A 24,596-nucleotide genomic window follows, 5' to 3' on the forward strand; every position below is an offset into this window, starting at 1 on the left:
GCACTTCGGCGACGTTTTTACAAATATTTTCATTCCTTCTTTCCGGCCGCTTCCGTGAAAAGCAAAAAGATAAACAATTTGCAAGATTGAGTCGGCTGTCGGCTTGTCGACGCAAGCATTTCGCCCCCTGTAAATCGCAAAATGTGAATACGTTTATCACCAGATTTAACGCCGCGATCGGCGCCGGCCGGGGCTGCGCGAGCGTAGGGGGCGCGATGCGTACTTGGCGTTGCCACCTTTTAAAACCCTAAAACCGTAAGGCAAAAGGAACATATCGGTAAGCTTTTACTGAATAACAGTTTGTCGGCCGTGGCTCGGCAAAAAATACCGAATCGATCGACAATCTCGTTACTTTCTTTCAGCCGGAGACACCAGGCAATGAAAAACCAGTCAACAATCACTTAGATACTTCATATAAAGGCAACCGAGATAATTTCCGAATCGAAAATGAAAACCACCCAACCCCTTTGGATTTTTGTTCAATGCCGTGCAGAAACGCCCCCTCACCGCTTCTCCATTAATTCAAGCGAAGCAGCGAATAACAAAATCTCCGTCTGGATTAATTCATCGAAGTAACGAATCCCCGGCGATAACGCCAGTCGGAGCGCACTCCAAAACTTCACGCGACGCGCAGGTGCCTCGCCACTCCGGCATTCGCACAAAAACCCGCCATCCGCTCACGCCCGAAGTGCATGCGCCGCTGTCCTGAATTACCATCGCTCATCCCCGCGCGGCACGCAGCACCGTCAAGCGGCCACTCTCGGCATTCGGGTTCATCCATCGTGCTTGCGCTCGTCATCCTCGCCGGTCTGTGGGCCGGTCTGCAAAACGCCCTGGCGGGCGGCGGCTCGTTCGTCACGCTGCCGGCGCTGATCGTGTTCGGCATGTCGCCGCTCGCCGCGAATATCACGTCGACAGTCGCGCTGTTCCCGGCGCAGGTCGCTACCGGCTGGGCGAGCCGCCGTATGGTGCGCGGGGCCGGCAAGCTGCCGTTTCGTGCGCTGTTCGCGATCAGCGTCGTCGGCGGCGCACTCGGCGGCCTGCTGCTGTTGAAAACACCGTCGTCGATCTTCTCGCGGCTCGTGCCGTGGCTCGTCCTGTTCGCGACGGTGCTGTTCGCGTGGGGCAGCTTCTTTCGCCGGCCGGCCGGCGAAGCCGCGCATATCGGCCCTGTCGCGGCCGCGATCTCGCAGTTTTTGATTGCAATCTACGGCGGCTATTTCGGCGGCGGCATCGGTTTCCTGATGATGGCCGCATTGACGATGGCGGGCCTGTCGCCACGTCACGCGACGTCGACGAAGAATGCGCTCGCGGGCGTGATGAATGCGTCGGCCGTCGTGCTGTTCGTGACGTCGCCGCAGCTGCATTGGGGCGCAGCACTCGCGCTCGGCGGCGGCGCCGTGGTCGGCGGCCTGCTCGGCACGTGGGCACTGCATCGCGTCAACGAACGCATGCTGCGCATTGCGATCGTCTGTATCGGCGCGGCGCTGACCGTCGCGCTGTTCGTCAAGCCGATCTGAGACGGCGCGGCGGCACGGCGGCGATGGTCGCCTGCCGGCGCGCCGCCAGGCGACGCGGATGAGCCCTTCCGCGCAAGCGCGCGAACGCGCCAGAGGCCGCTCAACCGAACGGCCGCACGCCGATCAGCCAGCCGTGCAGGAACGACGCGAACACCGCCCACGCGACGAGCCCGGCGACGACCGTGCCGACGTCGCCGGCGAGGCCGCCCGCCGGATACCGGACGCCATCGCGCCGATCGCGCGCGCGCAACACGACGAAGTCGGCGAGCGACCACACGAAGAACGCGCCGAACAGGACGACCGCATGCAACGTACCGTTCGCGAGCAGATGCGCGATCGCCCAGACCATCACGCCGGCGGCCATCGGATGCCCGACCAGCGTCTTGATGCGATTGCGCGGCACATACGCGGCGGCGAGCAGCACGAACGCGATCGCGGTCAGCATGCCGGTCAGATGACGCACACCGATGGGCGACACCCACAGCAGCGCCGCGTTCTCGCGCGCGAGGCCGTAGCCGCGGACGATCAGCACGAAGCCGACGATCGACACGATGGAAAAACGGGCCCGCCAGCCGTTGGCGCCGAATCGCGCGATCATCGCGGCGCGCCAGCCTTCGGCGACGATCCGGATCGAGTGCACACCGAGGAAGATCGCTAAACCGGCAATCAGGACCAGCATCGGCTGTCTCCGTCTGGAAGGGTCATTGGGGGAAAGACGTCCGCGCGGCGTTCGATGCGCCGTTCGCGGGCCGGCTGCGCGGCCGGCATGGGCGCGCCGCTGCGTCGGGAGCGGCCCGCGCCGATCATAAACGGCGCGGCCGTCATTGTGAAGCGCGGCCCATCACCGCTCGATCGCCGATGCGGGCCGCGTTGGCCGAGCGACCTGGCAAGTGCGGGCACGCGCGCGCTTCAGCGAGTTTCAGCGAAAGCGACGAAAACAGCAGACGCGACGGCGATCACGTGCGCTTGCGCGCCGTCACGCGCTTCGCTTTCGGTGCCGCGCGCGTGCGCCCCTTCGGCGGCCCGGCGAGCAGCGCTGCGCGATACGCGCTGCGGCACCAGTCGAACAGCGCGCCGGCATCCTCGAGCACGTCGGCCGGCGTTTCGTAATAGCCGTCGAGCGCGACGGTCCGCGTACGCCCCGCATACGAAAACGGCCCCATGCCGGCCGCGACGAACGCGGGGCGATTCACGTCGTCGACACGCAGAAACAGCGAACCGCGCGCGACGAAGCCGAACATCACACCGTCGAGCCGCAGCGCCGCGCCGCCGAACAATCGCGTGACCGTCACCGCGCCGAGACTCGACAACTGATACGCGATCTCGTCGCCGCGTGCCTTCTCCGCCTGCCAGCTCATCGCGTGTGCCTGCTCAGGCGCCGACGCAGCAGCGCTGCGTCCACGCATCGAGCTCCGCTTCGTCGAAGCCGACCGCGGCTGCGCTGTCGCGGATCTGCCGCCACGTCGCGCGGTCGACCGGAATGCCGGCTGCCGTGCGCGCGGCGCGGCTCGCTTCCTCGGGTTCGCCCGGCACGCGCACGGGCTCGTCGCCCGCCGGCGGCGACGCCTTCGCCCAGTCGACGAACGCGTCGGCTTCGCGCGCGGCATCGGCCGCATCGAATGCATTGGGGTCGATCAGCACCGACAGCATCCCGTTGACGATCGCGCTCGTCTTCTGCACGGTTTCGGCATACGTCGTATGCCCGCCCACCAGCGCACCGCCGAAGACTTCGCACATCGCCGCGAGCGCATAGCCCTTGTGCAGCCCGAACGGCAGCAGCGCGCCGAACGGCGGCACGTGCATCACGGCCGGGTCGTCGGTCGGCTGTCCGCGATGGTCGATCAGCGAACCGGCCGGCACGTGCCGGCCCTGGTTGTAGGCAACGCGCGTCTTGCCGTACGCGATCGCGCTCGTCGCGAAGTCGAGCAGCAGCGGCGGCTTGCCGGCGCGCGGATACGCGGCGCAGAACGGATTCGTGCCGAAACGCGCATCGGTGCCGTGCAGCGGCGCGACGAGCAGGTCGCCCGGCACGTTGACGAAGTGAAACGATACGAGGCCCGCACGCGCGCACTGCTCGGCCCAGTGGCCGATCCGGCCGAGATGATGGACCTCGCGCAGGCCGATCGCGCAGATGCCGATGCGCCGCGCGCGCTCGATGCCTTCGACCATCGCCTCGAACGCGACGACCTGGCCGAAGCCGCGCCCGCCGTCGATCGTCAGCACGGCGCCGCCGTCGCGCACGATCGAGGCATGGCCGTTCAGGCGCAGCCCTCCTTCGCGCCACGCCGCCACGTAGTTCGGGATCATGCCGATCCCGTGCGAATCGTGGCCCGCGAGATTCGCGCCGACCAGATGATCGGCGACGAGCCGCGCTTCGCGTGCGTGACTGCCGGCCCGCTCCCACAGCGCGGCGACGAAGGCATGCAGCGGATCGGCGCCCATGCGCAGCAGGTCGGTGTCGGCAGTCGGCGGCACGGTCATCGGCGTCTCCGTCGGGACGAGGGGAGTGAATGAAACGAATCGAACGGCAGACGGCGGCGGCCCGACGCCCGGGCCGCCGCGAGCGCATCAGCGCGCGGACGCGATCACGTCCGCCACTGCCGCCGTGAGCTTCTTCGCATACGGCACGTGCAGGAACTCGTTCGGCCCGTGCGCGTTCGACTTCGGCCCGAGCACGCCGCACACCATGAACTGCGCGGACGGGAAGCCTTCCTGCAGCACGTTCATCAGCGGGATCGTGCCGCCGAGGCCCATATACGCGCAGTCCGCGCCGAAGTGGCGACGCGACGCGGCGTCGAGCGACGACGCGAGCCACGGCGCGAGATCGGGTGCGCTCCAGCCGGTGGCCGCGCCGGCATCGGGCTTGAACGTGACCTTCGCGTTGTACGGCGGATCGACTTCGAGCAGTTCCTTCAGCTGCTGCACGGCCTGGGCGGCGTCGACGAGCGGCGGCAGGCGCAGCGACAGCTTGAACGCGGTGCGCGGCCGCAGCACGTTGCCCGCATCGGCCAGCGCCGGCAGGCCCGCCGCGCCGGTCACCGACAACGACGGCCGCCACGTCGAATTCAGCAGCGCCTCGCGCGGATCGGTCGTGGTCGGCAGCACCGGCTTGCCGTCCGCGCCGCATGCCCACGGCAATCCCTTCCACACCGCGTCGCCGAGAATCGCGGCGGCCGCGTCGGCCTCGCGCAGGCGGCTGGCCGGAATCTCGCAATGGAACACGCGCGGCAGCAGGTTGCCGTTCTTCGCGTCCTCGAGACGTTCGAACAGCTGACGCATGACGCGGAAGCTCGACGGCGCGATGCCGCCGTACACGCCCGAATGAATCCCTTCCTCGAGCACCTCGACCTGCAGGTCGCCGGACACGAGCCCGCGCAGCGACGTGGTCAGCCACATCTGGTCGTAGTTCCCGGCGCCGGAATCGAGGCAGACGACGAGCGATACCTGGCCGAGCCGGTCGCGCAGCGCGTCGACGTACGGCAGCAGGTCGTAGCTGCCCGATTCCTCGCAGGTTTCGATCAGGCCGACGCAGCGCGGCCGTTCGACGCCCTGCTCGTCGAGCGCGCCGAGCGCCGCGAGGCTCGCATAGATCGCGTAGCCGTCGTCCGCGCCGCCGCGGCCGTACAGCTTGCCGTTCTCGAACTTCGGCGTCCACGGGCCGAGATCGGCGCGCCAGCCGTCGAATTCGGGCTGCTTGTCGAGGTGGCCGTACAGCAGGATCGTGTCGGTGCTGCCCGAACGCGTCGCGGGCGTCTCGAAGAAGATCACGGGCGTGCGGCCCGGTAGACGGACGATCTCGAGCTTCAGCCCTTTCACCGGCTGGCGTTCGGCCCACTGCGCGGCGTCGGTGACGACACGCTCGAGATAGCCGCGCTTCGCCCAGTCGGGATCGAATGCGGGGCTCTTCGCGGGAATCGCGATGTAGTCGGTCAGGGCGTGGAGGATTTCATCGTTCCACTTGCGCTCGATAAAGGTGACGAGCTTGTCATGGTCGAGGACGGGGGTAGTGTCGACGGAGGTCATGGTGGGTGCCTGGATCGGGCTGACGAAAATCCAGATGATACGCCGATGCTCCGCCTGCGGCGGCCGTTTGCGGGTGCTTGGCGGCGCGCTGCGCGGGCGGTCGGCGCGCGCGGCGCCACGCGGTCGTCAGGCGTCCCAGCGTCGCGCGCCGCGATCCATGCCGCGCCGATAAGCGGCCGGACTCGTGGCCGCGATGCGCCGGAAATGCCGGCGCAGCGATTCTTCCGAACCGAAGCCTGCCCGCGCGGCAACCTGCGCGAGCGACAGCGCCGGATGCGTTTCGAGCAGATCCTTCGCGACATTCACGCGCTCGCGAATCAGCCACGCGAGCGGCGACATCCCTGTCGCATCCGCGAACTGCCGCTGCAGCGTGCGCGGGCTCATCGCGGCCTGCGCGGCGAGCGATGCCAGCGTATGCGGCTCGGCCGCGTGCGCGCGCATCCAGTCGATCAGTTTCGCGAGCCGGTCGGTGCCGCCCGGCGCAACGGGGCGCGGCACGAACTGCGCCTGTCCGCCGTCGCGATGCGGCGGCAGCACGAGACGCTGCGCGACGCGGTTCGCGATCGCACCGCCGTGATCGCGTCGCACCAGATGCAGCAGCATGTCGAGGCCGGCCGCCGATCCGGCCGACGTGATGATCTGCCCCTCGTCGACGTAAAGCGCGTCGGGATTCACGCGCAGCGCCGGATAGCGCGCCTGCAGCTTCTCCGCGTAGCGCCAGTGCGTCGTCACGGTGAGGCCGTCGAGCACGCCGGCCGCCGCCAGCACGAACACGCCCGAGCAGATCGAACAGAGCCGCGCGCCGCGACGATGCGCGGCGCGCAGCTTCTTCAGCAGCGGTTCCGGCGGCAGTTCGTCCGCATCGCGCCAGCCGGGGATCACGATCGTGTCTGCGCGATCGAGCATCGCGAGCCGGTACGGCGCGGCGACCGTGATGCCGCCTGCCGCGCGCACCGGCCCCGGCTCGCTCGCGCACACCGCGAAGCGGTACCAGTCGACGCCGAGTTCCGGACGGTCGAGCGCGAACAGTTCGACCGTGCAGCCGAATTCGAAGGTGCAGAGCCGGTCGTAGGCCAGCGCGACGACGCGATGATTTTTCATGACGCGATGTTACCGGAACTTGTCGATCGCGCCACTGCCGCGCGGCGCGCGAAACCGCGATACTGGCCTCCGATCGCGCACATCGCGCCCTTTTCGAGGAGAACCTGCCCATGTCTTTCGTGACCGACGTTCCTGCCGCCGACAGCGCCGCCGCGCTCGCCCACTTCGACGCGTCGCTGCGCTTCGAGACCGACTGCTGGGACGTCCACGACGCGCTCGCGTCCGGCGCGCCGGACTTCGTGCTGCTCGACGTCCGCAGCCCCGAGCTGTTCGCGGCCGGCCATGTGCCCGGCGCGCTGAACCTGCCGCACCGGAAGATCGTGGAGGGCAAGCTGGCCGGGTATCCGCGCGACACGCTGTTCGTCGTCTACTGCGCGGGGCCGCACTGCAACGGCGCCGCACGCGCCGCGAGCCGCCTCGCGTGGCTCGGCCGGCCGGTCAAGCTGATGATCGGCGGCATCACGGGCTGGCGCGACGAAGGTTTCGCGCTGAGCAACGATACGCGATCCGAAACGGCCGATTCGCCGCGACCGTGATCGAAAACGCAACAATCAATTGCCGGCACGTGAACGGAAAAAGCGCGACAATCGGCCTCATTGCAGTTCGGACGGAGCAGCACCATGCAGAACGAAGTCCTGATTCAAGTCGCCGGGTCGGTGGTCGCGATCGCGCTCTATTTCCTGCCCGCGATCGTCGCCGATCGACGCGGCCGGCACGACAAGCTGATCGTCGCCGTGTTCAACGCGCTGTTCGGCTGGACCGGCATCGGCTGGCTGATCACGCTGTACTGGGCCTGCCAGCCGAATCCGCAGGTCGACGTCGCGCAGACGATCCTCGCGAAACGCCGCGGCATCAGCATGCGCACGTTTTCGACGGGCCTCGTCGAACGCGTGCAGCGCCGCGTCGCCGCACAGGAACGATGGGCGGAAAAACAGGGGTGCCGCTGAACCGGCTTCCCGTCATCGCGCCGCGTCGAACTTCGGCATCCTGATATTGGCCGACGCGCGGTAGCTCCACTTCAGCGCTTCGCGCGGCGGCCAGCCGCCCGCGCGCAACAGCGCCCCGAACGCTCCCACCGTCACAGCCCGCGCGATCCGCGCGCCCGGACATTGATGCGGCCCCGTGCCGAAGCCGAAGTCCGGGCCCGGCGTGCGCGCCGGCACAAAGCGATGCGGATCGCGATGCACGGCCGGATCGCGGTTCGCCGCGGCGAGCACGACGAGAATCGCCGCGCCCGCGTCGAGCGTCACGCCTTCGAGCGTCGTGCGCGCGGCGACGAAGCGTCGCGTGTTCTGCACCGGTGTCTCGAAACGCGCGACTTCCGCGACGAACGCGTCGAGCGTCGCATCGTCCGGCACGTCGGCTGGCGACACCGATTCCGCAGACTGGCGATGCCACGCGACGATCGCGTTCGCCAGCCATGCGGCCGTCGCTTCGCAGGTCTGTGACAGCAGCCCGACGAGGTTCGCGACGAGCGCACCGCTCGCGTGCCACCCCGCTTCCGCGGCCGCGTCCTTGACCGCAGACACCAGCGTGCCGTCCCGAGCATGCGACTGCGCGACGCGCACCGTCATCCGGTCGAGCAACTGTCGCGCGGCGTCGCTCGCGCGCGCAAGCGATGCGGCGTCGGACAGCGGCGACAGCGCGGCGACGAAATCGACGACCGATGCGGCGATGTCGTCAAGCTGCGATTCGTCGAAACCGAGCAGGTCGGCCACCGCCCGAACGGGCGTGGCGATACACCATGCATTCAGCGCACCGGGATCGTCGAGCGCGGGCAACTGCGCGGCGGCAAGCGTCGCCGTGCGCCCGCGCGATGCCTGCACGTCGATCTGCGCAAGCGCCGCGTGCAGCGCCTGCTTCGGCACCTGATGCCGCAGCGCGCCGTCGTTCATGCGCACGAGTTCGCCGAACAGCGCGCCGGCGGACGTACCGCGCAGCGCGGGCGGCACCGGCAGATCGAGCGGACGCACGCGGCACGCCGGATGGCCGAGCACGGCCCTGACGCTCGCCGCGCGCGTCGCGACCCACAGGCCGAGCGACGCGTCGTACGCGAGCGGCGGCCCGTCGAGGAGCGCGGCGTAATACGGATAGGGATCGCGGTGCATGACCGCGGCAATCGGATCGGTCGGGTTCATGTCCGCAGTATCGGGCCGCTCGGCCGCCGCTTGTTTCGGGCTCGTCTGAAATGTCGCCGTACGGCGGCGCGCACGCGCTGCGGTCCGCAGGCGAACCGGCTACGCCGCCGACCGGCAGCGGCTCGCGTGCATCCGCATGCGCGCGCGGCCGGCCGAGATGGCGCGCGGCTCGGCCACGACGGTTTGGTGATGGAACATTTCCTGCCGGAAATGCCCGGCTTCGTCGAACCACTGGCAGATCAGCCAGTCGGCGTCGTCGAACACGACCGGCCCCGCATACGTGACTGTCATGCGCGGACCGCCGGTTTTCAGCGTGACGACGTCGCCGATACGAAATCGGCTGCGGTGATTTTCTCGGATCGTCATGGCTCTCTCAGGACTTTTTTATATATTGATTTTCCGGCCGCTTGCCGACCGGTTATTTCTCTGTCGCGCAGATTACCAATCCGGAAAATAACCGGCAACTCCCGTGTTTCAAACCGGACACGCCCGTCGAGCGCACCGGCGGCCGGCACGCATGGAGCAGCGCGCGACAGCACGGGAAAACGCGCTGCCGCGCCGATTCGCATCGTTTCAATATCGCGCGATGTGTGCCGATTATCGGCAATGAAGTTTTTGCTGAAAACGATTTTTCGGGCCGATTAAGGTTCGAATTCGACCGGCGGATTGCCGGACGCCGCAAACCAGCGATCGAGATCGCGCGACGGTACCGCGTGGGCGGCGAATTCGAACGTGCCGGCATGCGTGATCTCGCCGATCGCGCGCACGAACGCACCGAGTGCGGCACGCGCGAGCGCGCTGCCGACGCTGATGCGCTTCACGCCGAGCGCCGCCAGCGCATCGACGCTCAGCGCCGCGCCCTGCAATCCCATCACGACGTTGACGGGCACCTGCACGGCCCGCGTCACGGCCTCGATGTCGGCCGGATCGGTCAAGCCCGGCGCATAGAGCACGTCGGCGCCCGCGTCGCGATACGCGACGAGGCGCGCGATCGTGTCCGCGAGATCGCGCCTGCCGTTCAGATAGTTTTCGCAGCGGGCGGTCAGCGTAAACGGAAACGGCAGCGCGCGTGCCGCCGCGGCGGCGGCCGCGATCCGTTCGACCGCCGCGTCGCGCGGATAGATCGGCGCGTCGGCACGGCCGGTCGCGTCCTCGATCGATCCGCCGACGGCACCCGCTTCCGCCGCGAGCCGGATCGTCTCGGCGACGATCTCGGGCGCGTCGCCAAAACCGTTTTCGAGGTCGGCGCTGACCGGCAGCCCGCCGGCGGCGGCGATCACGGCAATGTGCTCGAGCATCGCGTCGCGGCCGATCGCGTTGTCGGGCAATCCGCGCGAATACGCATAGCCGGCGCTCGTCGTCGCGAGCGCGGGGAAGCCGGCCATCGCGAGCAGCCGCGCGGTGCCGGCGTCCCACGGATTCGGAATGACGAATGCGCCGGCGCGCGCGTGCAGCGCACGGAACGTTTCGGCGTGACGGGTCTGGTGAGCAGCATGCGGCATCGTCGTCTCCTCGGAATCGGAGACGTCAGCATACGCGCGCACGATGCGACGACGTTTCGCTGTGCGCTGAAGCGTCGCGGAAACAAGCACGGCGTGCGCAGCGGCCGCCGCCGAAGTCAAACGACGTAAGCGCCCTTCGCGTGCAGTTCGGCTTCGGCGCGCTCGAGTTCGGCGATGGCACCGCCGCCCTCGAGCGCGAGCAGTTGCGCGACGAGCGCCTCGGCCACCGCATGCGCGGCGACGAGCGACGGAAAGAACGACGGGCTGTCGTGCGTGAAGATCAGTTGCGCGTCGGCATGCAGCGCGATCGGGGATACCGCGCTGTCGGTGATCGCGACGACGCGGCTGCCCTGCGCCTTCGCGGCCTGCGCGACGCGCGTCGCTTCGGCCGAATACGGCGCGAAGCTGACGATGACGGTCGCACTGTGCTTGCCGATCGCGCGCAACTCCATTTCGAGCGACCCGGCGACACCGTTGAGCAGCGACACCGACGGGCGGAACAGCCGATAGCCGTACACGAACCCGAACGCGACCGGATAGCACGAACGGAACCCGGCGACATGGACGTGCGATGCCTTGCGGATCAGCTTCGCGGCATCGGCGAGCGCGTGCTCGTTGTGCGCGGCGGTGGCGACGAGATTCTGCTGCTGCGCGGCGAGCAGATCGTGCGCGAGCGACGCCTGTGCATCGGGCCGTACGAGCGAGCGCGCGCGCTGCGTGAGCGGCTCGGGCCGCGTGCGCACGCGCGCGACGCACAGATCGCGCAGCTCGTTCCAGCCGGGAAAGCCGAACTGCTGCGCGAGCCGCACGAGCGACGCAGGCTGCACCTGCGCACGCTGCGCGACCTTGCGCATCGAGGACATGGCCACTTCTTCGGGATGATCGAGCAGAAACGCCGCGCCCGCCTGGAATTGCGGGCTCAGCTCGGAAAATTGCGCCCGGATTCGGGACGCCAGTTCGTCGAAATTGTCGGCCATCGTGATGAAAGCGGGAACCGGTCGCTCATGGTATCACCGGCCCCGCGCGGCGATCAGCGCAGCACTTCGACGCGATCCGCATCGACCTTCACGCGGCCCGACCACTTGCGCTCGAATTCGCCGATGACTTTGACCTCGCTCTTGTCGCCGACGGGCGGGTTGCCGATCCAGAGCTTGTCGTCGATCTCGACGACGATCGAACCGGTCGCATCGGCGAACTCGTAGTCCTCGCCGCCGAGGTGCTTGACGATGCGCCCCTGCAGCTGCACGTGCTGATCGTCGCGGCCGTTCGCGAGCAGCTGCTTCACCGTCGTCGGCGCGAGCGCGGACGGCCCCGTATATTGCGCATGACCGACGGCGGGCAGCGCAGCGAGCGCGACGGTCAGAATTGCGGCCAGATGTTTCATGATTGCTTTCCTCTTCTTCGATGTAACGCCGCGCTCGACACGAACGCGGCCCGCCAAGATTACGGACCGTAAGATTAAGCAAACCTGAATGCGCTGCCGAAGCGACAAGGCGCCGCATAGGACAGGTCCTAAACGACTGGCGCGCAGTAGGACCGCGCGCATTAAGCTGCACCTAAGATGCGCGCGCTTATCATGGAGGTCCGGGCGCACGGCGCCCTCCAGGACCTACATCGAACATGCGCGTACTGCTCGTCGAGGACGATCCGCTGATCGGCAGCGGGCTCGAACAGGGGCTGAAACAGGAAGGCTTCGCGGTCGACTGGGTAAAGGACGGCGACGCCGCGTCGCTTGCCCTGCGCTCCACCGGCTACGGCCTGCTGCTGCTCGATCTCGGGCTGCCGAACCGCGACGGCCTCGCGGTGCTCGCGTCGCTGCGCCGCCGCGACGAGACGCTGCCCACGATCATCATCACCGCACGCGATGGCGTGCGGGACCGCATCGCCGGGCTCGACAGCGGTGCCGACGACTATCTGGTCAAACCGTTCGAGCTGGAGGAGCTGCTCGCGCGCATCCGCGCGGTGAACCGGCGCCATGCCGGCCGCGCGCAGACGACGCTCGCGATCGGCGCGCTGCGCCTCGATCCGGTCAAGCATCAGGTGTGGCTGCACGACGACGAGGTGCCGCTGTCGCCGAAGGAATTCGTGCTGCTGCACGAGCTGATGCGCGAGCCCGGCGCCGTGATTTCACGCGAGCAGTTCGAGGAACGGCTGTACAGCTGGGGCGAGGAAATCGAGAGCAACGCCGTGCAGGTGCACATCCACAACCTGCGCAAGAAACTCGGCCACGACATGATCCGCACGGTGCGCGGCGTCGGCTATCGGATCGGTGACGGCACATGACGCGCCTGCAACGCGCGATCGCGCGCTGGCGCGGCGTGTCGCTGCGGCGCCGCCTGCTGGTGTGGCTGCTGCCGGCGGCATGCGTGATCGGGCTCGCGGCGAGCGCCGGCACGTACTGGGGCGCGCTGCGCGAGCTCGACGATCTGCTCGACGACCAGATGCGCAGCATCTCGAAACAGATCGTCGTCGGGCCGAACGGCGAACTGTCGTTCCGCGACCGCGCCGACGACAAGCACGCGTTCAAGGCCGACGACCCCGACGCCGTGCTGCTGCAGGTCTGGCGCAACGGCACGCTCGTCTATACGACCGATCGCGAGGTCGCATTGCCGCCGCCCGCGCATGCGGGGACCGCGAGCGTCGACGTCGACGGCCAGCCGTGGCGCACGTACGTGACGCAGCGCGGCGGCACGACCATTCGGCTCGCGCAGGCTCGCCACGCGCGCTGGGAGGCGATCGCCGGCATTGCCGTGCATCTGCTGTGGCCGGTGTTCTCGATGCTGCCGGTACTCGCGATCGGGCTGTGGTTCGGCATCGGCGCCGGACTGCGGCCGCTGCGCACGATCGCGGCCGGCCTCCGGCGCCGAAATGCCGGCAACCTCGAACCCGTCGACGTGGCGGCGATGCCGAACGAGGTTCGCCCGCTTGCCGAAGCGATCAACGACCTGCTCGCGCGGCTCGACCGCTCGTTCACGCTGCAGCGGCACTTCATCGCCGATGCCGCGCACGAGCTGCGCACGCCGATCATGGGCCTGTCGATCCAGTCGCAGCTGCTGCGGCGTGCGGCCACGGCCGAGGAGCGCGAGCGGATCCTCGCGCAGATCCATGCGGGGACGACGCGTCTCGGCCATCTCGCCGAGCAGTTGCTGACGCTCGCGCGCCTCGAACCCGACGCGCAGGCGGCCGCCTTCGCACCGGTCGATCTCGCGGCGCTGTGCCGGTCGGTGGTCGCCGATCGCGCGCGCGTCGCCGATGCGCACCGCATCAATCTCGGCGCGATCGTGTCGTCGCCCGTGATCGTCGCAGGCCATACCGACACACTGCGCGTGCTGCTGAACAACCTCGTCGACAACGCGATCCGCTATGCGGGCGACGGCGCACGCGTCGACGTGTGCGCGCGCAACGACGGCACGACGCCCGTGCTCGAAGTCGCCGACGACGGCCCCGGCATCCCGGAAGCCGAACGCGCGCACGTATGGAAGCGCTTCTATCGCGGCGAAGGCGCGCAGGCCGCGACGTCGTCGGGCAGCGGGCTCGGCCTGTCGATCGTGAAGCGGATCGCGGAGCAGCATCGCGCGACGGTCGCGCTCGGCACGACGCACGGCGGACGCGGGCTCACGGTATCGGTACGTTTTCCCGAGCCGGCGTGACGGCTTGTCCACAGATTTTGTTGGCAAGCTTGTGGATATCCTGCGCATCGCGTCGCTAAGCCGTTGATCCGACGGACATTGGCACGCGTGATGCAGACGACGCACGCGCGCACGCCAGGATCCGCATCGACGCGCCGCATCGCGCATCGCGATGCCGCAACGCGGCCCAGCACGTCGCGCGGTTACCCACAGATTTTGTTGGCAAGCTTGTGGATAGGCTGCGCATACGACGCGCAAGCATTTGATCGGAAACGCTTTGTTCGCGTCGCTGAAAATGCGTCACGCGGGTCGTACGTGACGCCGCCCGGCGGCGACCGTCGCCGCCGCGCGCCGCGCGCTTGTCCACAGATTTTGTTGGCAAGCGTGTGGATAGCCTGCGCATACCGCGCTCAAGCGCTTGATCCGAAACGCCTTATTCGAATCGCCGCGAACGCGGCAACGCATCGCTTGGCCGGTGCGCGCGATGCATCGTCATGCGCTTTTCCACATTTTTTGTTGGCAAGGATGTGGATAGGCTGAGCATACGCGCGCCAAGTCGTTGATTGCACAACGTTTCGATGCGCAGATCACGACTGCGGCACCGCGCGCGCATGCTTCATTCACGGGCGGCCGCTCAGCCGAGCGTCGCGATCGCGATCCGCGTCGCGGTCGCGATCACGTCGTCCTTCGCCTTCGCATCGGCACGCGTCTGCGTGTAGTAGACGGCAAGCACGATCGGCGCGCGCGACGGCGGCCACAGCACGCCGACATCGTTCGTCGTCCCGTAGTCGCCGGTGCCCGTCTTGTCGCCGACGCGCCAGCCGGTCGGCACGCCCGCGCGGATACGCTTGTCGCCGACCTTGTTGCCGCGCAGCCATTCGATCAGCTGCGCGCGCTGCGCGGCCGGCAACGCATCGCCGAGCACGAGCACGCGCAGGCTCGCGGCCATCGCCGCGGGCGTCGTCGTGTCGCGAAGATCGCCCGGCAGCGCGGTATTCAGCTCGGTCTCCCAGCGATCGAGCCGGAAGGTGTCGTCGCCGATCGAGCGCGCATAGGCCGTGACCGCCGCCGGGCCGCCGATCAGCTTCATCAGCTCGTTCGCGGCCGTGTTGTCGCTGTACTGGATCGTCGCCGCGCAGAGCTCGGCGACCGTCATGCCGGTGTCGACGTGTCGCTCGGTCACCGGCGAGTAGCTGACGAGATCGGACCGGCCGTACGTCACGCGCTGCTGCAGCAGGCCGGGATGCGCGACGCTTTGCGCGAGCACCGCCGCGCCGAGCATCGCCTTGAAGGTGCTGCAGAAAGGGAAGCGCTCGTCCGCGCGATGCAACGCGCGCCGCCCGGTCGCGGTATCGATCGCGCAGACGCCGAGCCGGCCGCCGGCCGCGCGTTCGAGCGCGGCGAACGATGCCGGTGCCGCGCCGCCAGGCGACGCTGCGTTGTCCGTCGGCGCATCGCGCGCCGCGCATGCGCCGACGGACAACGCGAGCGGCGCCGCCGCGGCAGCCAGCAACAGGATTCGACGTTGAGATGAATGAGTCATGGCGAAGGTCTCGTGATGAAAGGGAACGCGAAACGAATGGGAAATGCCGGCCGGCGAGACAGCACTATCGTCACTTTACGGTTACCCGACAAGCAACGATAATTGAGCGCTGCCCAAAGAAAACCTTATGGCCAAGCTCCGCCCTCACCTTCCGCTCAATGCCCTGCGCGCGTTCGAATCGTCGGCGCGCCATCTCAACTTCACGCGCGCGGGCCTCGAGCTGAGCGTCACGCAGGCGGCGGTCAGCCAGCAGGTACGCGCGCTCGAAGAACGGCTCGGCTGCGCACTGTTCACGCGTTTGCCGCGCGGGCTCGATCTGACGGACGAAGGCCGCGCGCTGCTGCCCGTGCTCAGCGATGCGTTCAGCCGCATCGAGACGGTGCTCCAGCAGTTCGACGGCGGGCGGCTGCGGCAGGTGCTGACGCTCGGCGTCGTCGGCACGTTTGCCCTAGGTTGGCTAATGCCGAGACTGAAGCGCTTCCGCGATACGCATCCGTTCGTGGAGCTGCGGCTGCGCACGCACAACAACGTCGTCGACCTCGCCGCCGAAGGGCTCGACTTCGCGATCCGCTTCGGCCAGGGCAACTGGCCGGCCACGCGCAACGAGCGGCTGTTCGACGCACCGCTCACCGCGCTGTGCGCACCCGACATCGCGCGCCGCCTCACGCAGCCGGCCGATCTCGCGCACGAAACGCTGCTGCGTTCGTATCGCACGGACGAATGGCTCGGCTGGTTCGACGCCGCGCGGCTCGAACCGTGGACCGTCAACGGACCGGTGTTCGATTCGTCGCGGCTGATGGTCGAAGCGGCGATGCAGGGCGTGGGCATTGCGCTCGCGCCGGCCTGCATGTTCGAACGCGAACTGCAGCTCGGCCTGCTCGCGCGGCCGCTCGACATCGACGTGCACGCGGGCGGCTACTGGCTCACGTCGCTGAAGTCGAAATCGCTGACGCCCGCGATGACGCTGTTTCGCGACTGGATTACGGCCGAGGCATCCGCGGCCGCCTCGGCAGCTGCGGATGCCGACTGAGCGACGCGTCGCTTGTCCACAGATTTTGTTGGCAAGGATGTGGATATCCTGGGTATCCGGGCGCTAAGCCCTTGATCGCGCACGATTTACGGCGCCGACTCGGCCATCGGGCAGCGCGCGGGGCAACGGCCGAGCGCGATGTTGCGACGCGCCGGATTCCACGCTGAAGCGACATAATCGGCCGGCGCTTGTCCACAGATTTTGTTGGCAAGCCTGTGGATATCCCGTCGATGCGGGCTGTAACGTCTTGATACAAAGGGGGAATTTGCGGCGATGCCGCGGCGCGTCAACGCGGCGGCAGCGGGTGGCGGTTCGCGTGCGATGCGCGGCGCGGGCGCGCCGCGCGATGCCGGTTCTCCACAGTTTGTGTTGGCAAGCTTGTGGATATCCTGCGCATCGCGCACGTAAGGCATTGAGCGGACGGCGTTTTGCGATGTTTTCGCGGAAACGGGCAGCGGAGCCGCGCGGCTCAATGGCGCTCGAGGCCGCCGCGCAGTTCGTTCGCCTTGTCGCGCAGCGCTTCGTAGCCCGAGCGCGCATGCTCGGGCAGGTCCGGGTCGCCGATCAGCGCGCCGAGCGTTTCGATCAGGCTGAACAGAATGCCCTTCGCGGCACCGACCGCGATGCTCTGCGATTCGATCGACCTGTGCAGGTGGTCGACTGCCGCCTCGAGATTTTCGAGCTTGTGCTCGCCGTCGTCCGGCCGGTTGTCGGTCGCCATCGTGTTCCTCCGCGTGGGTTCAACGGTCATGTGTCGATTCTATGCCGCGCTGCGCGAACGTGGCGCGTCATCGCGCCACGCCCGCGCGGGCGCCGTTACAGCACGGCGACGACGTTCACGCGCCCCGGCTCCGACGCAGCCGCGACGACCTGCCCGTCGACGCGGCGGAACGTCAGCGACACGGTCTCCTCGCCCACGCGCAGATCGTCGATGCGCAGCCACGAAACACCTTCGGGCAGCGCCGGGCGTTCGACGCGCACTTCCAGGCGCGCCGCATCGATGCTGACGCCGAGACACGCCTGCAGCATCATGAACGGCGCACCCGCCGCCCACGCCTGCGGCAGGCACGCGACCGGATACGCGGTCGGCGGCTCGCCGCGCCGGCGCGGAAATCCGCAGAACAGTTCCGGCAGCCGCATCTCGAAGCTCACGGCCGCTTCGAACAGCGCACCGAGCAGGTTCACCGCGGCCGTCTTGTCGCCATAGCGCGCGAGCCCGCGCGCGATTAGCGCATTGTCGTGCGGCCACACGGACCCGTTGTGATACGCCATCGGATTGAAGCGCGGCTGGCCGGCCGCGAGCGTGCGCACGCCCCAGCCCGTCTGGAACAGCGTCGAGCCGAGCACGCCGGCGACCGCCGCGCCGCGCGCGTGCTCGGGCAGGCCGAACGCAAGCAGGTGCCCGGCGTTCGATGCGAGCACGCGGCACAGGTCGCCGTGCCCGTCGAGCGCGATGCCGTAGAAGCCCGACTCCGGCATCCAGAACAACGCTTCGACCTGCTCGCGCAGCGTCTTCGCACGCAATGCGTAGCGCGTCGCATCGGCCGAGTGGCCGCGCCGCCGCGAGCACGCGGCCATCGCGTCGAGCGCCGCGCACGCATACGCCTGCACCTCGACGAGCGCGATCGGGCCGTCCGGGAAACGGCCGTCCGCGTGGAACACCGAATCGTGGCTGTCCTTCCAGCCCTGATTGGCGAGGCCGCGCTCCGACGTGCGCTGATAGTCGAGCAGCCCGTACGGATTGCGGTCGCACTTGTCGATCACCCAGCGCGCGGCGCTCTCGAGCGCCGGCCACAGCTCGTCGATCAGCGTGTCGTCGCCCGTACGTTCGGCGTATGCGCCGGCGAGGACAATGAACAGCGGCGTGGTATCGACGCCGCCGTAGTAGAGCGCGAACGGCACTTCGCCGGTTGCCGCCATCTCGCTGCGGCGGAACTCGTGCATGATCTTGCCCGGCTCCGCATCGCGGAACGCGGACGTCTCGTGCGCCTGATGCGTGGCCAGAAAGCGCAGCACGCCGCGCGCGAGCGACGGCTGCAGCCACAGCATCTGCAGCGACGTGATGATCGCGTCGCGGCCGAACGGCGTCGAAAACCACGGAATGCCCGCATACGGGTACGGTCCCGTGTCGAGCTGCGTCGTCAGCAGCCCGAGATCGGCGAGCGAACGGTCGAGCCAGGCGTCGAACAGCGGGTTGCCGGTCCGCACGCGCGCCATCGTCTCGCGCCGCGCGCGCATCGCGCGATGCACGCCGACCAGCGCGGTGCGCAGCGCGACGCGGCCGCAGCCCGGCGCTTCTCCCGGCCGCTCGCCGACCGTGGCCGCGACGGTCAGATAGATCGACACGCAAGCCTGCGCGGCAATCGTCAGCGTGTAGTCGGCGCGGTCGACCGACAGCGCGTCCGGTGCCGGCGAGAAGTGCACGGTGACGTTGCGCTCGACGCCGTCGAGACCGTCGTAGCGCAACCGCACCGCGCCTTCGGCGACGCACGGCTCCGCAATCGTGCCGCGCTTCGGACGCGGCGTGCCGCGCACCTCGAACATGTCCTTGAAATCGGCCGCGAACGACAGCGACAGCGGCACTTCGGCTTCGGTCGCGCCGTAGTTGGTCAGCGTCAACGCCTCGTAGAGCACGTCGCCCTCGAGCACGCGCATCCGCTCGATATGGATCACGCCCTCGGGCGTCTCGCGGCCGCCGAGCGGCGGCAGCGGGCGGTTCGTCAGGTGCGCGGTGAACGACGCGTTGTCCGCGCTCGTCGCGCCGGACAGCAGCGACGGCGCACGGCCGCCGAACGTCAGCCGCCATGTCGACAGCACGCGCATGTCGTCGACGAACAGGCCGTCGTCGCGGCCGCCGATGTCGCCGAGCGCGTCGCTGACCACGAACGCGTCACCCGATTTCAGGACGTACTGGTTGTTGCGCGCCGGCGCCTGTGCATCGGCTTCGGGCGCAATGAACACGGGGCCCGACGCTTGCGCCGGGGGAACAGGCGCGACTTGCGGCGCCTGGGTGGTCGTTGCTTCGTCGTGATTCGCCATCGATGCTCCTGTGTCGAAGCGCGACGCGCGGCGCACGTCGCGTGTTTCGCACAGGATAGGTCAGATCGATGCATGCGCGCAGCGCGCGTGGCCGTATCGCGACGCGCAGGCGTGCGCCGTTGGCCGCTTGAAAGACACTCGATGGCGGCCGCTGCCGGCGCCGCGCGGCGCGTGCGGCCGTCAGCCGAGCGCGCGCACCGCGAGCCGCCCTCTCGCCTCGCCCGCGCCGCGCACCGCGCAGGTAGCGGGATCCTCGGCGATGCGCGCGTCCAGCCCCGTCTCGTCGCGCAGCAACCGCTCGAGATCGGCCAGCAGCGCGCCGCCGCCCGTCAGCACGATGCCGCGATGCGCGATGTCCGTCACGAGTTCGGCCGGCGCGTTCTCGAGCACCGACTTCACCGTGCCGATCACCTGCTTGAGCGGCGCCGCGAGTGCGTCCGCGACGTCGTGGTTCGACAGCTCGATCGCGCGCGGCAGGCCGTCCTCGACGCCGCGGCCGACCGCCGGCGCGGTCCGGCGCGGCACCGCGCGCGTCGCGGAGCCGATGGTCTTCTTCACGTGTTCGGCCGTCTGCTCGCCGAGCAGCACGCCGTGCAGACTGCGCACGTGGTTGACGATTGCTTCGTCGAACTGGTCGCCGCCGACGCGGATCGCCTCCCGATAGACGATCCCGCCGAGCGAGATCACCGCGACTTCGGTCGTGCCGCCGCCGATGTCGACGACCATCGAGCCGACCGGCTCGGTGACCGGCAGCCCCGCGCCGAGCGCCGCCGCGAGCGCCTCGTCGATCAGCGCGACTTCCGACACGCCGGCCGCGAACGCCGCCTCGCGCAGCGCGCGGCGCTCGACCGCCGTCGCATCGGACGGCACGCAGAGCGTCACCTCGATGCGGCGGCCGAACCGCGAGCGCGTGTCCGACATGTCGATGAACCGGCGAATCATCTGCCCGGCCGCGTGCGCATCGGCGATCACGCCGTGCTGCATCGGCCGCACGGCCTCGATATGCGCCGGTTCGCGGCCGAGCAGCGCCTTCGCGAGCTCGCCGACCGCCGCGAGCGTCGAGCGCGACGCGGCGCCGCCCGCCTTGCGGAAGCAGACGACCGACGGCTGATTCAGCACGACGCCGCGATCGTGCGTATAGATTCGCGTGCTCGCCGTTCCCGGATCGATCGCAACGGGTTGCGCAAACAACTTTCCGAACAGCGGTGTCGACATATCGAGCCTTTGTAGACGAAGGGAGCGCGCGGCCGGCCCGCACGCGGCCGCTTCCCGGCATTAGCGGCAATTCGTTCCGATACTTTAGGCAATTCTGATGATTTTTTCGCGACGAAATGACCGGAAACGCGCGGCCGAGCGCGTGCGACACCCGGCCGCCCCTCGCGCCGGGCGCGCAAAACACGTTAATCTCTCGGTCTTGCCTGCTCCCGGCAGGCCTCCGACGCCCGTTCCCGTCAGGTATTTCACAATGACAATGACAGCGACCGCCTCTTTCCGCCGGCCGGGGGTGCGCCACCTCTGCACGATGCTCGTCGCACTCTGGTGCGCTACGGCCGCCGCGCAGCCGCTGCCCGCCGCGGGCACCGCCGCGACCGTTTCGGTTTCCGGTTCCGCGCCCGCTTCCACTTCGGCCACTTCGGCCACTTCCACCGCTTCCACCGCTTCCGGGCCGACCGACGGCGCAGCGTCGCACGTCTGCGTCGCCGACGGCGGCCCGAGCGGCCGCCCGTCGATCGGCCTCGCGCTATCCGGCGGCGGCGCGCGCGGCTATGCCCATCTCGGGGTCCTGAAGGTGCTCGAGGACAACCGGATTCCGATCGACTGCATCGCCGGCACGAGCATGGGGGCGGTCGTCGGCGGGCTGTATGCGAGCGGGATGCCGGCGGAGGACATGCAGAAACGGCTGTCGCAGATCGATCTCGCGGACATCGCGTTCGACGTGACCGAGCGTGCGGACCTGCCGCAAAGCCGGCGCGAGGACGAACGCTATTACATCAACGGGCTCACGCTCGGCTTCGGCGCCAAAGGCGTGAAGGCGCCGGCCGGCCTCGTGCAGGGCAACCGGTTGCAGGCGCTGCTCGCGGACTGGACCGCCTCGGTGCCGACCAACCAGCCGTTCGACCGGCTGCCGATCCCGTATCGTGCGGTCGCGACCGACCTGCAGACCGGCCAGATGGTCGTGCTCGACCACGGTTCGCTGCCGCTCGCGATCCGCGCGAGCATGGCGATGCCGGGCCTGTTCGCGCCGGCCGAGATCAACGGGCGCGCGCTCGTCGACGGCGGGCTCGTCAGCAACCTGCCCGTCGACACCGCGCGGCGCATGGGCGCGGACGTCGTGATCGCCGTCGACATCGGCTCGCCGCTGCGTCCGCTCGATGCGCTCGCCTCGCCTGCGGACGTGATGCAGCAGATGGTCGGTATCCTGATCCGGCAGAACGTGACGTCGCAGCGCAAGCAACTGCACGCGGAGGACGTGCTGCTCACGCCCGATCTCGGCACGATCGCATTCACCGATTTCCAGAGCGCGAACCAGGCGATCGCCGCCGGGGCGGCCGCCGCCACCGCCGCGCTGCCGCGCCTGAAGCGATTCGCGCTGACGCCCGAGCAGTACGCGGCGTACAAGACCGCGCACGCGCAGCCGCTGCCGCCGCCGATCCGGATCACGAGCATCGACATCCGCACGAACGGCGGCGTGCCGAAACGCGTCGTCAACGATGCGCTGCACGTGCGGCCCGGCGATCTCTACGATCCGCAGGCCGTCAGCAAGGATCTGCTCGCGCTGACGACGAGCGGCAACTTCGAAAGCGTCACGCAGCAGGTGATCAGCGAAGGCGACGAGAACCGGCTCGTGATCGATGCGCGGGAGAAGTACTGGGGGCCGAACTTCCTGCTGTTCGGGCTCGGGATGTCGAGCAGCTCGACCGACGAGGGCGGATTCCGGCTGCACCTCGGCTATCGGCGGCCGTGGCTGACCGAATCGGGCCTCGAATTCCGCGCCGACACGACGCTCGGCAGCGATCGCCAGTCGGCGCGCGTCGAACTGCGCCAGCCGCTGTCCGCGAGCACCGGCCTGTACGTCGCGCCGTACGCCGAGTACCAGCGCCGCTTCGCAAACGTGTATCTCGACGACATCAAGCTCACGCAGTATCGGCTGCAGACCGAGCGTGCGGGCATCGACTTCGGGATACCGATCCGCCGGCTCGGCGATTTCCGGATCGGCCTCGCGTACGCGCACGGCCATGCGTCGCCGGACTACAACGTGCCCGCGGACTTCGGCCCGAACGGCGAACCGACCGCGTTCCTGTTCGACGGCACGAACGGCCGCCAGCTCAGCGCGCGGGCGCGGCTGCTGATCGATCAGCTCGACGATCCGCAATTCCCGCGCAAAGGCTATTTCGGCGAACTGCGCGTCGAGCGCTCGTTCGTGTCGAGCGAAGCGCAGCAGTACACGGAAGTGTTCGGCAAGGCGATGGTCGCGCAGCAGTTCGGGCGGCACAGCGTGAACGCGAGCATCGAAGCGGGCAAGAGCTTCGGCGGCGTCAGCCCGGTCAACCTGCTCGACTTCACGCTCGGCGGCTTCCAGCATCTCGCCGCGTATGCGGCCGATCAGCTGAACGGCAACGCGCTCGTGTACGGGCAGGTCACGTACATGAACCAGCTGATGACGTTCAACGCGTCGCCGGTCAAGGCGCTGTTCGTCGGCGCGAGCGCGGAACTCGGCAACGTGTGGTCGCTCGACAGCCCGGTCAGTGCGGGGCCGCTGAAGCAGAGCTATTCGTTCTTCACGAGCCTGACGACGTCGTTCGGGCCGCTCTACGTCGGTGTCGCGCTTGCGCCGGGCGGCCGCCACAACCTGTACTTCCAGCTCGGCCGAACCTACTGACGACGGCGCGCGCCTAGATCGGCCAGCTGATCTCGAACCGCGCGCCGCCGAGCTCGAGCGGATCGACGACGGCGATCCGCCCGTTGTGCGCGTGCAGCACCTGCCGCGAGATGGCGAGCCCGAGCCCGTAGCCGCCCGTACGGCGGTCGAGCCGCACGAACGCGTCGAAGATCCGCTCGCGTTCGTGCTCCGGCACGCCGGGGCCGTCGTCCTCGACGAACACGACGATATTGCCGTGATGGAGCGCGATCCCGACGACGATCCGCGACGCCGCGTACTTGCTCGCATTGCGCAGCAGATTGCGCATCGCGTACGACATCAGCCGCCGGTCCATCTTCACGCGCAGATCGGACGCGATCGCGATCCGCGATTCGATCGTCCGCTCCGGATACAGCAGCTGCGCATCGCTCACCTGATGCTCGAACCACGCGACCAGCGCCGTCATCTCGAGATTCGACTGCAGCGAACTGTATTCGAGGCGCGCATACGTGAGGCTCATGTCGATCAGCTCGTCGAGCTCGGTCACGTCCTGCGCAATGCTGTCGAGTGCGCTCCGGTATTCGGCTTCCGAGCCCGGCTCGCGCAGCATCTCGAGCGCGAAGCGCACGCGCGCGAGCGGCGTGCGCAGTTCGTGCGAGATGCCGTTCGTCAGATCGCGCTGCGCGGCGATCAGCCGCTCCATCCGCATCGCGAGCGCATTCAGCGTGCGTGCGAGCGGACCGATGATCACGCTGCGCGATTCGCGCGCGCGCGTATTGAAACGGCCGCCGGTAAAGTCGATCGCGCGCTCGCGCACCATCACGAGATCCGACCAGACCGGCCGCATCCATCGGTACGCGGCGAGCGCCGGCGCGACGAAGACGAACGCGAGCACGATCCAGATGTCGCCCGGCAGCGCGTCGAACGAATGCCACACGACTTCCGGCGACAGCACGATGCACAACGCGAGCGCCGGCACGAGCGCGGTCAGCAGCACGAGGCCGAGCAGATGCAGATAGGTCCGCAGGTAGAGGCGCGACCAGCTCGGGATGCGGTCCGAGCGCGTGTCGGTCCACGCGCGGCGGAAATGCAGCCAGCGCCATTTGACGTAGCGCAGCGGCGACAGCCGCGGCGCGTTCGGGTGCGAGCGAGGCGTACGGATCATCGCGGCGCCCCGCTGCCGCTACCGCGCGCGACGGCCGCGCGCCGATG

22 protein-coding genes are annotated in these 24,596 nt (G+C 68.6%); 7 read left to right on the forward strand and 15 right to left on the reverse strand.

What is annotated here, in order from left to right:
• The first annotated feature begins 782 nt into the window (after window positions 1-782).
• Window positions 783-1,520: a sulfite exporter TauE/SafE family protein gene (locus NP80_RS10575; protein ID WP_006410604.1), complete on the forward strand. Its 738-nt coding sequence runs from the start codon at window positions 783-785 to the stop codon at window positions 1,518-1,520.
• Between the two features lie 100 nt (window positions 1,521-1,620).
• On the opposite strand, the gene NP80_RS10580 is transcribed toward NP80_RS10575, so the two are convergent.
• The 5 genes from NP80_RS10580 to ftrA all read right to left on the reverse strand — a co-directional run bounded on the left by NP80_RS10580 (window position 1,621) and on the right by ftrA (window position 6,644).
• Window positions 1,621-2,199: an NnrU family protein gene (locus NP80_RS10580; RefSeq protein ID WP_006410594.1), complete on the reverse strand. Its 579-nt coding sequence runs from the start codon at window positions 2,197-2,199 to the stop codon at window positions 1,621-1,623.
• Between the two features lie 277 nt (window positions 2,200-2,476).
• Entirely contained in the window at window positions 2,477-2,878 is a 402-nt protein-coding gene (locus NP80_RS10585; RefSeq protein WP_006410611.1) for a TfoX/Sxy family protein, read from the reverse strand.
• 13 nt (window positions 2,879-2,891) lie between these two features.
• Window positions 2,892-4,001, reverse strand: coding sequence for a malate/lactate/ureidoglycolate dehydrogenase (locus NP80_RS10590; RefSeq protein WP_006410601.1), 1,110 nt, complete (start codon window positions 3,999-4,001; stop codon window positions 2,892-2,894).
• A gap of 87 nt (window positions 4,002-4,088) precedes the next feature.
• Window positions 4,089-5,543, reverse strand: coding sequence for a M20 family metallopeptidase (locus NP80_RS10595; RefSeq protein ID WP_006406157.1), 1,455 nt, complete (start codon window positions 5,541-5,543; stop codon window positions 4,089-4,091).
• Between the two features lie 126 nt (window positions 5,544-5,669).
• Entirely contained in the window at window positions 5,670-6,644 is a 975-nt protein-coding gene (ftrA, locus tag NP80_RS10600) for a transcriptional regulator FtrA (protein ID WP_006406156.1), read from the reverse strand.
• Between the two features lie 110 nt (window positions 6,645-6,754).
• Here ftrA and NP80_RS10605 point away from each other — a divergent pair, with 110 nt between their 5' ends.
• Together NP80_RS10605 and NP80_RS10610 are read left to right on the forward strand one after the other, a co-directional pair.
• On the forward strand, window positions 6,755-7,180 hold the full coding sequence (locus NP80_RS10605; RefSeq protein ID WP_006410607.1) for a rhodanese-like domain-containing protein: 426 nt from the start codon (window positions 6,755-6,757) through the stop codon (window positions 7,178-7,180).
• Between the two features lie 84 nt (window positions 7,181-7,264).
• A complete protein-coding gene (locus NP80_RS10610) occupies window positions 7,265-7,591 on the forward strand; it encodes a superinfection immunity protein (RefSeq protein WP_006396528.1) in 327 nt (108 codons plus the stop codon).
• A gap of 12 nt (window positions 7,592-7,603) precedes the next feature.
• Here the strand turns inward: NP80_RS10610 and NP80_RS10615 are convergent, their stop codons facing one another.
• From NP80_RS10615 to NP80_RS10635, 5 genes are all read right to left on the reverse strand, one after another.
• Window positions 7,604-8,782: a cytochrome P450 gene (locus NP80_RS10615; RefSeq protein WP_006410589.1), complete on the reverse strand. Its 1,179-nt coding sequence runs from the start codon at window positions 8,780-8,782 to the stop codon at window positions 7,604-7,606.
• 99 nt (window positions 8,783-8,881) lie between these two features.
• A complete protein-coding gene (locus tag NP80_RS10620; protein ID WP_006410602.1) occupies window positions 8,882-9,148 on the reverse strand; it encodes a YodC family protein in 267 nt (88 codons plus the stop codon).
• Between the two features lie 275 nt (window positions 9,149-9,423).
• Entirely contained in the window at window positions 9,424-10,284 is an 861-nt protein-coding gene (locus tag NP80_RS10625) for an isocitrate lyase/PEP mutase family protein (protein ID WP_035947288.1), read from the reverse strand.
• 116 nt (window positions 10,285-10,400) lie between these two features.
• The gene (locus tag NP80_RS10630; RefSeq protein WP_006410616.1) at window positions 10,401-11,261 is read right to left on the reverse strand and encodes a MurR/RpiR family transcriptional regulator; all 861 of its coding nucleotides are present in this window, start codon (window positions 11,259-11,261) and stop codon (window positions 10,401-10,403) included.
• A gap of 53 nt (window positions 11,262-11,314) precedes the next feature.
• Window positions 11,315-11,668 (reverse strand): NirD/YgiW/YdeI family stress tolerance protein, encoded by a 354-nt coding sequence (locus tag NP80_RS10635; protein ID WP_006410600.1) that lies wholly within the window; start codon window positions 11,666-11,668, stop codon window positions 11,315-11,317.
• A 236-nt stretch (window positions 11,669-11,904) separates the two neighbouring features.
• Here NP80_RS10635 and NP80_RS10640 point away from each other — a divergent pair, with 236 nt between their 5' ends.
• Window positions 11,905-12,567 carry a response regulator gene (locus tag NP80_RS10640; RefSeq protein WP_006410590.1) on the forward strand — a complete coding sequence of 221 codons (663 nt, stop codon included), beginning with the start codon at window positions 11,905-11,907 and terminating at the stop codon, window positions 12,565-12,567.
• Complete coding sequence (locus NP80_RS10645) at window positions 12,564-13,934, forward strand: ATP-binding protein (protein ID WP_006410593.1); 1,371 nt, start codon at window positions 12,564-12,566, stop codon at window positions 13,932-13,934. The genes NP80_RS10640 and NP80_RS10645 overlap by 4 nt, the downstream gene beginning before the upstream one ends.
• Window positions 13,935-14,547: 613 nt before the next feature.
• Here NP80_RS10645 and blaPEN-A read toward each other — a convergent pair.
• Window positions 14,548-15,456, reverse strand: coding sequence for a PEN-A family class A beta-lactamase (blaPEN-A, locus tag NP80_RS10650; protein WP_006410605.1), 909 nt, complete (start codon window positions 15,454-15,456; stop codon window positions 14,548-14,550).
• Between the two features lie 127 nt (window positions 15,457-15,583).
• Here blaPEN-A and penR point away from each other — a divergent pair, with 127 nt between their 5' ends.
• Window positions 15,584-16,486: a beta-lactamase transcriptional regulator PenR gene (gene penR, locus NP80_RS10655; RefSeq protein WP_006410591.1), complete on the forward strand. Its 903-nt coding sequence runs from the start codon at window positions 15,584-15,586 to the stop codon at window positions 16,484-16,486.
• A gap of 469 nt (window positions 16,487-16,955) precedes the next feature.
• Here penR and NP80_RS10660 read toward each other — a convergent pair whose 3' ends face one another.
• The 3 genes from NP80_RS10660 to mreB all read right to left on the reverse strand — a co-directional run bounded on the left by NP80_RS10660 (window position 16,956) and on the right by mreB (window position 20,740).
• Complete coding sequence (locus tag NP80_RS10660) at window positions 16,956-17,207, reverse strand: hypothetical protein (protein WP_006406141.1); 252 nt, start codon at window positions 17,205-17,207, stop codon at window positions 16,956-16,958.
• Window positions 17,208-17,302: 95 nt separating this feature from the next.
• A complete protein-coding gene (locus tag NP80_RS10665; protein ID WP_006410608.1) occupies window positions 17,303-19,525 on the reverse strand; it encodes an amylo-alpha-1,6-glucosidase in 2,223 nt (740 codons plus the stop codon).
• Window positions 19,526-19,705: 180 nt separating this feature from the next.
• Window positions 19,706-20,740, reverse strand: a complete 1,035-nt coding sequence (mreB, locus tag NP80_RS10670; RefSeq protein ID WP_006406139.1) for a rod shape-determining protein — start codon at window positions 20,738-20,740, stop codon at window positions 19,706-19,708.
• Between the two features lie 256 nt (window positions 20,741-20,996).
• Here mreB and NP80_RS10675 point away from each other — a divergent pair, with 256 nt between their 5' ends.
• A complete protein-coding gene (locus tag NP80_RS10675; protein WP_045593436.1) occupies window positions 20,997-23,405 on the forward strand; it encodes a patatin-like phospholipase family protein in 2,409 nt (802 codons plus the stop codon).
• Between the two features lie 13 nt (window positions 23,406-23,418).
• Here the strand turns inward: NP80_RS10675 and NP80_RS10680 are convergent, their stop codons facing one another.
• Window positions 23,419-24,549 carry an ATP-binding protein gene (locus NP80_RS10680; RefSeq protein WP_006406137.1) on the reverse strand — a complete coding sequence of 377 codons (1,131 nt, stop codon included), beginning with the start codon at window positions 24,547-24,549 and terminating at the stop codon, window positions 23,419-23,421.
• Window positions 24,550-24,596: the final 47 nt, after the last annotated feature.

Source organism: Burkholderia multivorans ATCC BAA-247 (assembly GCF_000959525.1).
Classification (GTDB): domain Bacteria; phylum Pseudomonadota; class Gammaproteobacteria; order Burkholderiales; family Burkholderiaceae; genus Burkholderia; species Burkholderia multivorans.

Excerpts from the sequence above, each read along its gene's own strand:
- ftrA (WP_006406156.1), bottom strand. The coding sequence starts at position 6,644 with ATGAAAAATCATCGCGTCGTCGCGCTGGCCTACGACCGGCTCTGCACC.
- NP80_RS10640 (WP_006410590.1), top strand. The coding sequence starts at position 11,905 with ATGCGCGTACTGCTCGTCGAGGACGATCCGCTGATCGGCAGCGGGCTC.
- NP80_RS10680 (WP_006406137.1), bottom strand. The coding sequence starts at position 24,549 with ATGATCCGTACGCCTCGCTCGCACCCGAACGCGCCGCGGCTGTCGCCG.
- NP80_RS10580 (WP_006410594.1), bottom strand. The coding sequence starts at position 2,199 with ATGCTGGTCCTGATTGCCGGTTTAGCGATCTTCCTCGGTGTGCACTCG.
- NP80_RS10610 (WP_006396528.1), top strand. The coding sequence starts at position 7,265 with ATGCAGAACGAAGTCCTGATTCAAGTCGCCGGGTCGGTGGTCGCGATC.
- NP80_RS10615 (WP_006410589.1), bottom strand. The coding sequence starts at position 8,782 with ATGAACCCGACCGATCCGATTGCCGCGGTCATGCACCGCGATCCCTAT.
- penR (WP_006410591.1), top strand. The coding sequence starts at position 15,584 with ATGGCCAAGCTCCGCCCTCACCTTCCGCTCAATGCCCTGCGCGCGTTC.
- NP80_RS10590 (WP_006410601.1), bottom strand. The coding sequence starts at position 4,001 with ATGACCGTGCCGCCGACTGCCGACACCGACCTGCTGCGCATGGGCGCC.
- NP80_RS10645 (WP_006410593.1), top strand. The coding sequence starts at position 12,564 with ATGACGCGCCTGCAACGCGCGATCGCGCGCTGGCGCGGCGTGTCGCTG.
- blaPEN-A (WP_006410605.1), bottom strand. The coding sequence starts at position 15,456 with ATGACTCATTCATCTCAACGTCGAATCCTGTTGCTGGCTGCCGCGGCG.
- NP80_RS10665 (WP_006410608.1), bottom strand. The coding sequence starts at position 19,525 with ATGGCGAATCACGACGAAGCAACGACCACCCAGGCGCCGCAAGTCGCG.
- NP80_RS10625 (WP_035947288.1), bottom strand. The coding sequence starts at position 10,284 with ATGCCGCATGCTGCTCACCAGACCCGTCACGCCGAAACGTTCCGTGCG.
- NP80_RS10605 (WP_006410607.1), top strand. The coding sequence starts at position 6,755 with ATGTCTTTCGTGACCGACGTTCCTGCCGCCGACAGCGCCGCCGCGCTC.
- NP80_RS10660 (WP_006406141.1), bottom strand. The coding sequence starts at position 17,207 with ATGGCGACCGACAACCGGCCGGACGACGGCGAGCACAAGCTCGAAAAT.
- NP80_RS10630 (WP_006410616.1), bottom strand. The coding sequence starts at position 11,261 with ATGGCCGACAATTTCGACGAACTGGCGTCCCGAATCCGGGCGCAATTT.
- NP80_RS10620 (WP_006410602.1), bottom strand. The coding sequence starts at position 9,148 with ATGACGATCCGAGAAAATCACCGCAGCCGATTTCGTATCGGCGACGTC.
- NP80_RS10675 (WP_045593436.1), top strand. The coding sequence starts at position 20,997 with ATGACAGCGACCGCCTCTTTCCGCCGGCCGGGGGTGCGCCACCTCTGC.
- NP80_RS10585 (WP_006410611.1), bottom strand. The coding sequence starts at position 2,878 with ATGAGCTGGCAGGCGGAGAAGGCACGCGGCGACGAGATCGCGTATCAG.
- NP80_RS10595 (WP_006406157.1), bottom strand. The coding sequence starts at position 5,543 with ATGACCTCCGTCGACACTACCCCCGTCCTCGACCATGACAAGCTCGTC.
- mreB (WP_006406139.1), bottom strand. The coding sequence starts at position 20,740 with ATGTCGACACCGCTGTTCGGAAAGTTGTTTGCGCAACCCGTTGCGATC.
- NP80_RS10635 (WP_006410600.1), bottom strand. The coding sequence starts at position 11,668 with ATGAAACATCTGGCCGCAATTCTGACCGTCGCGCTCGCTGCGCTGCCC.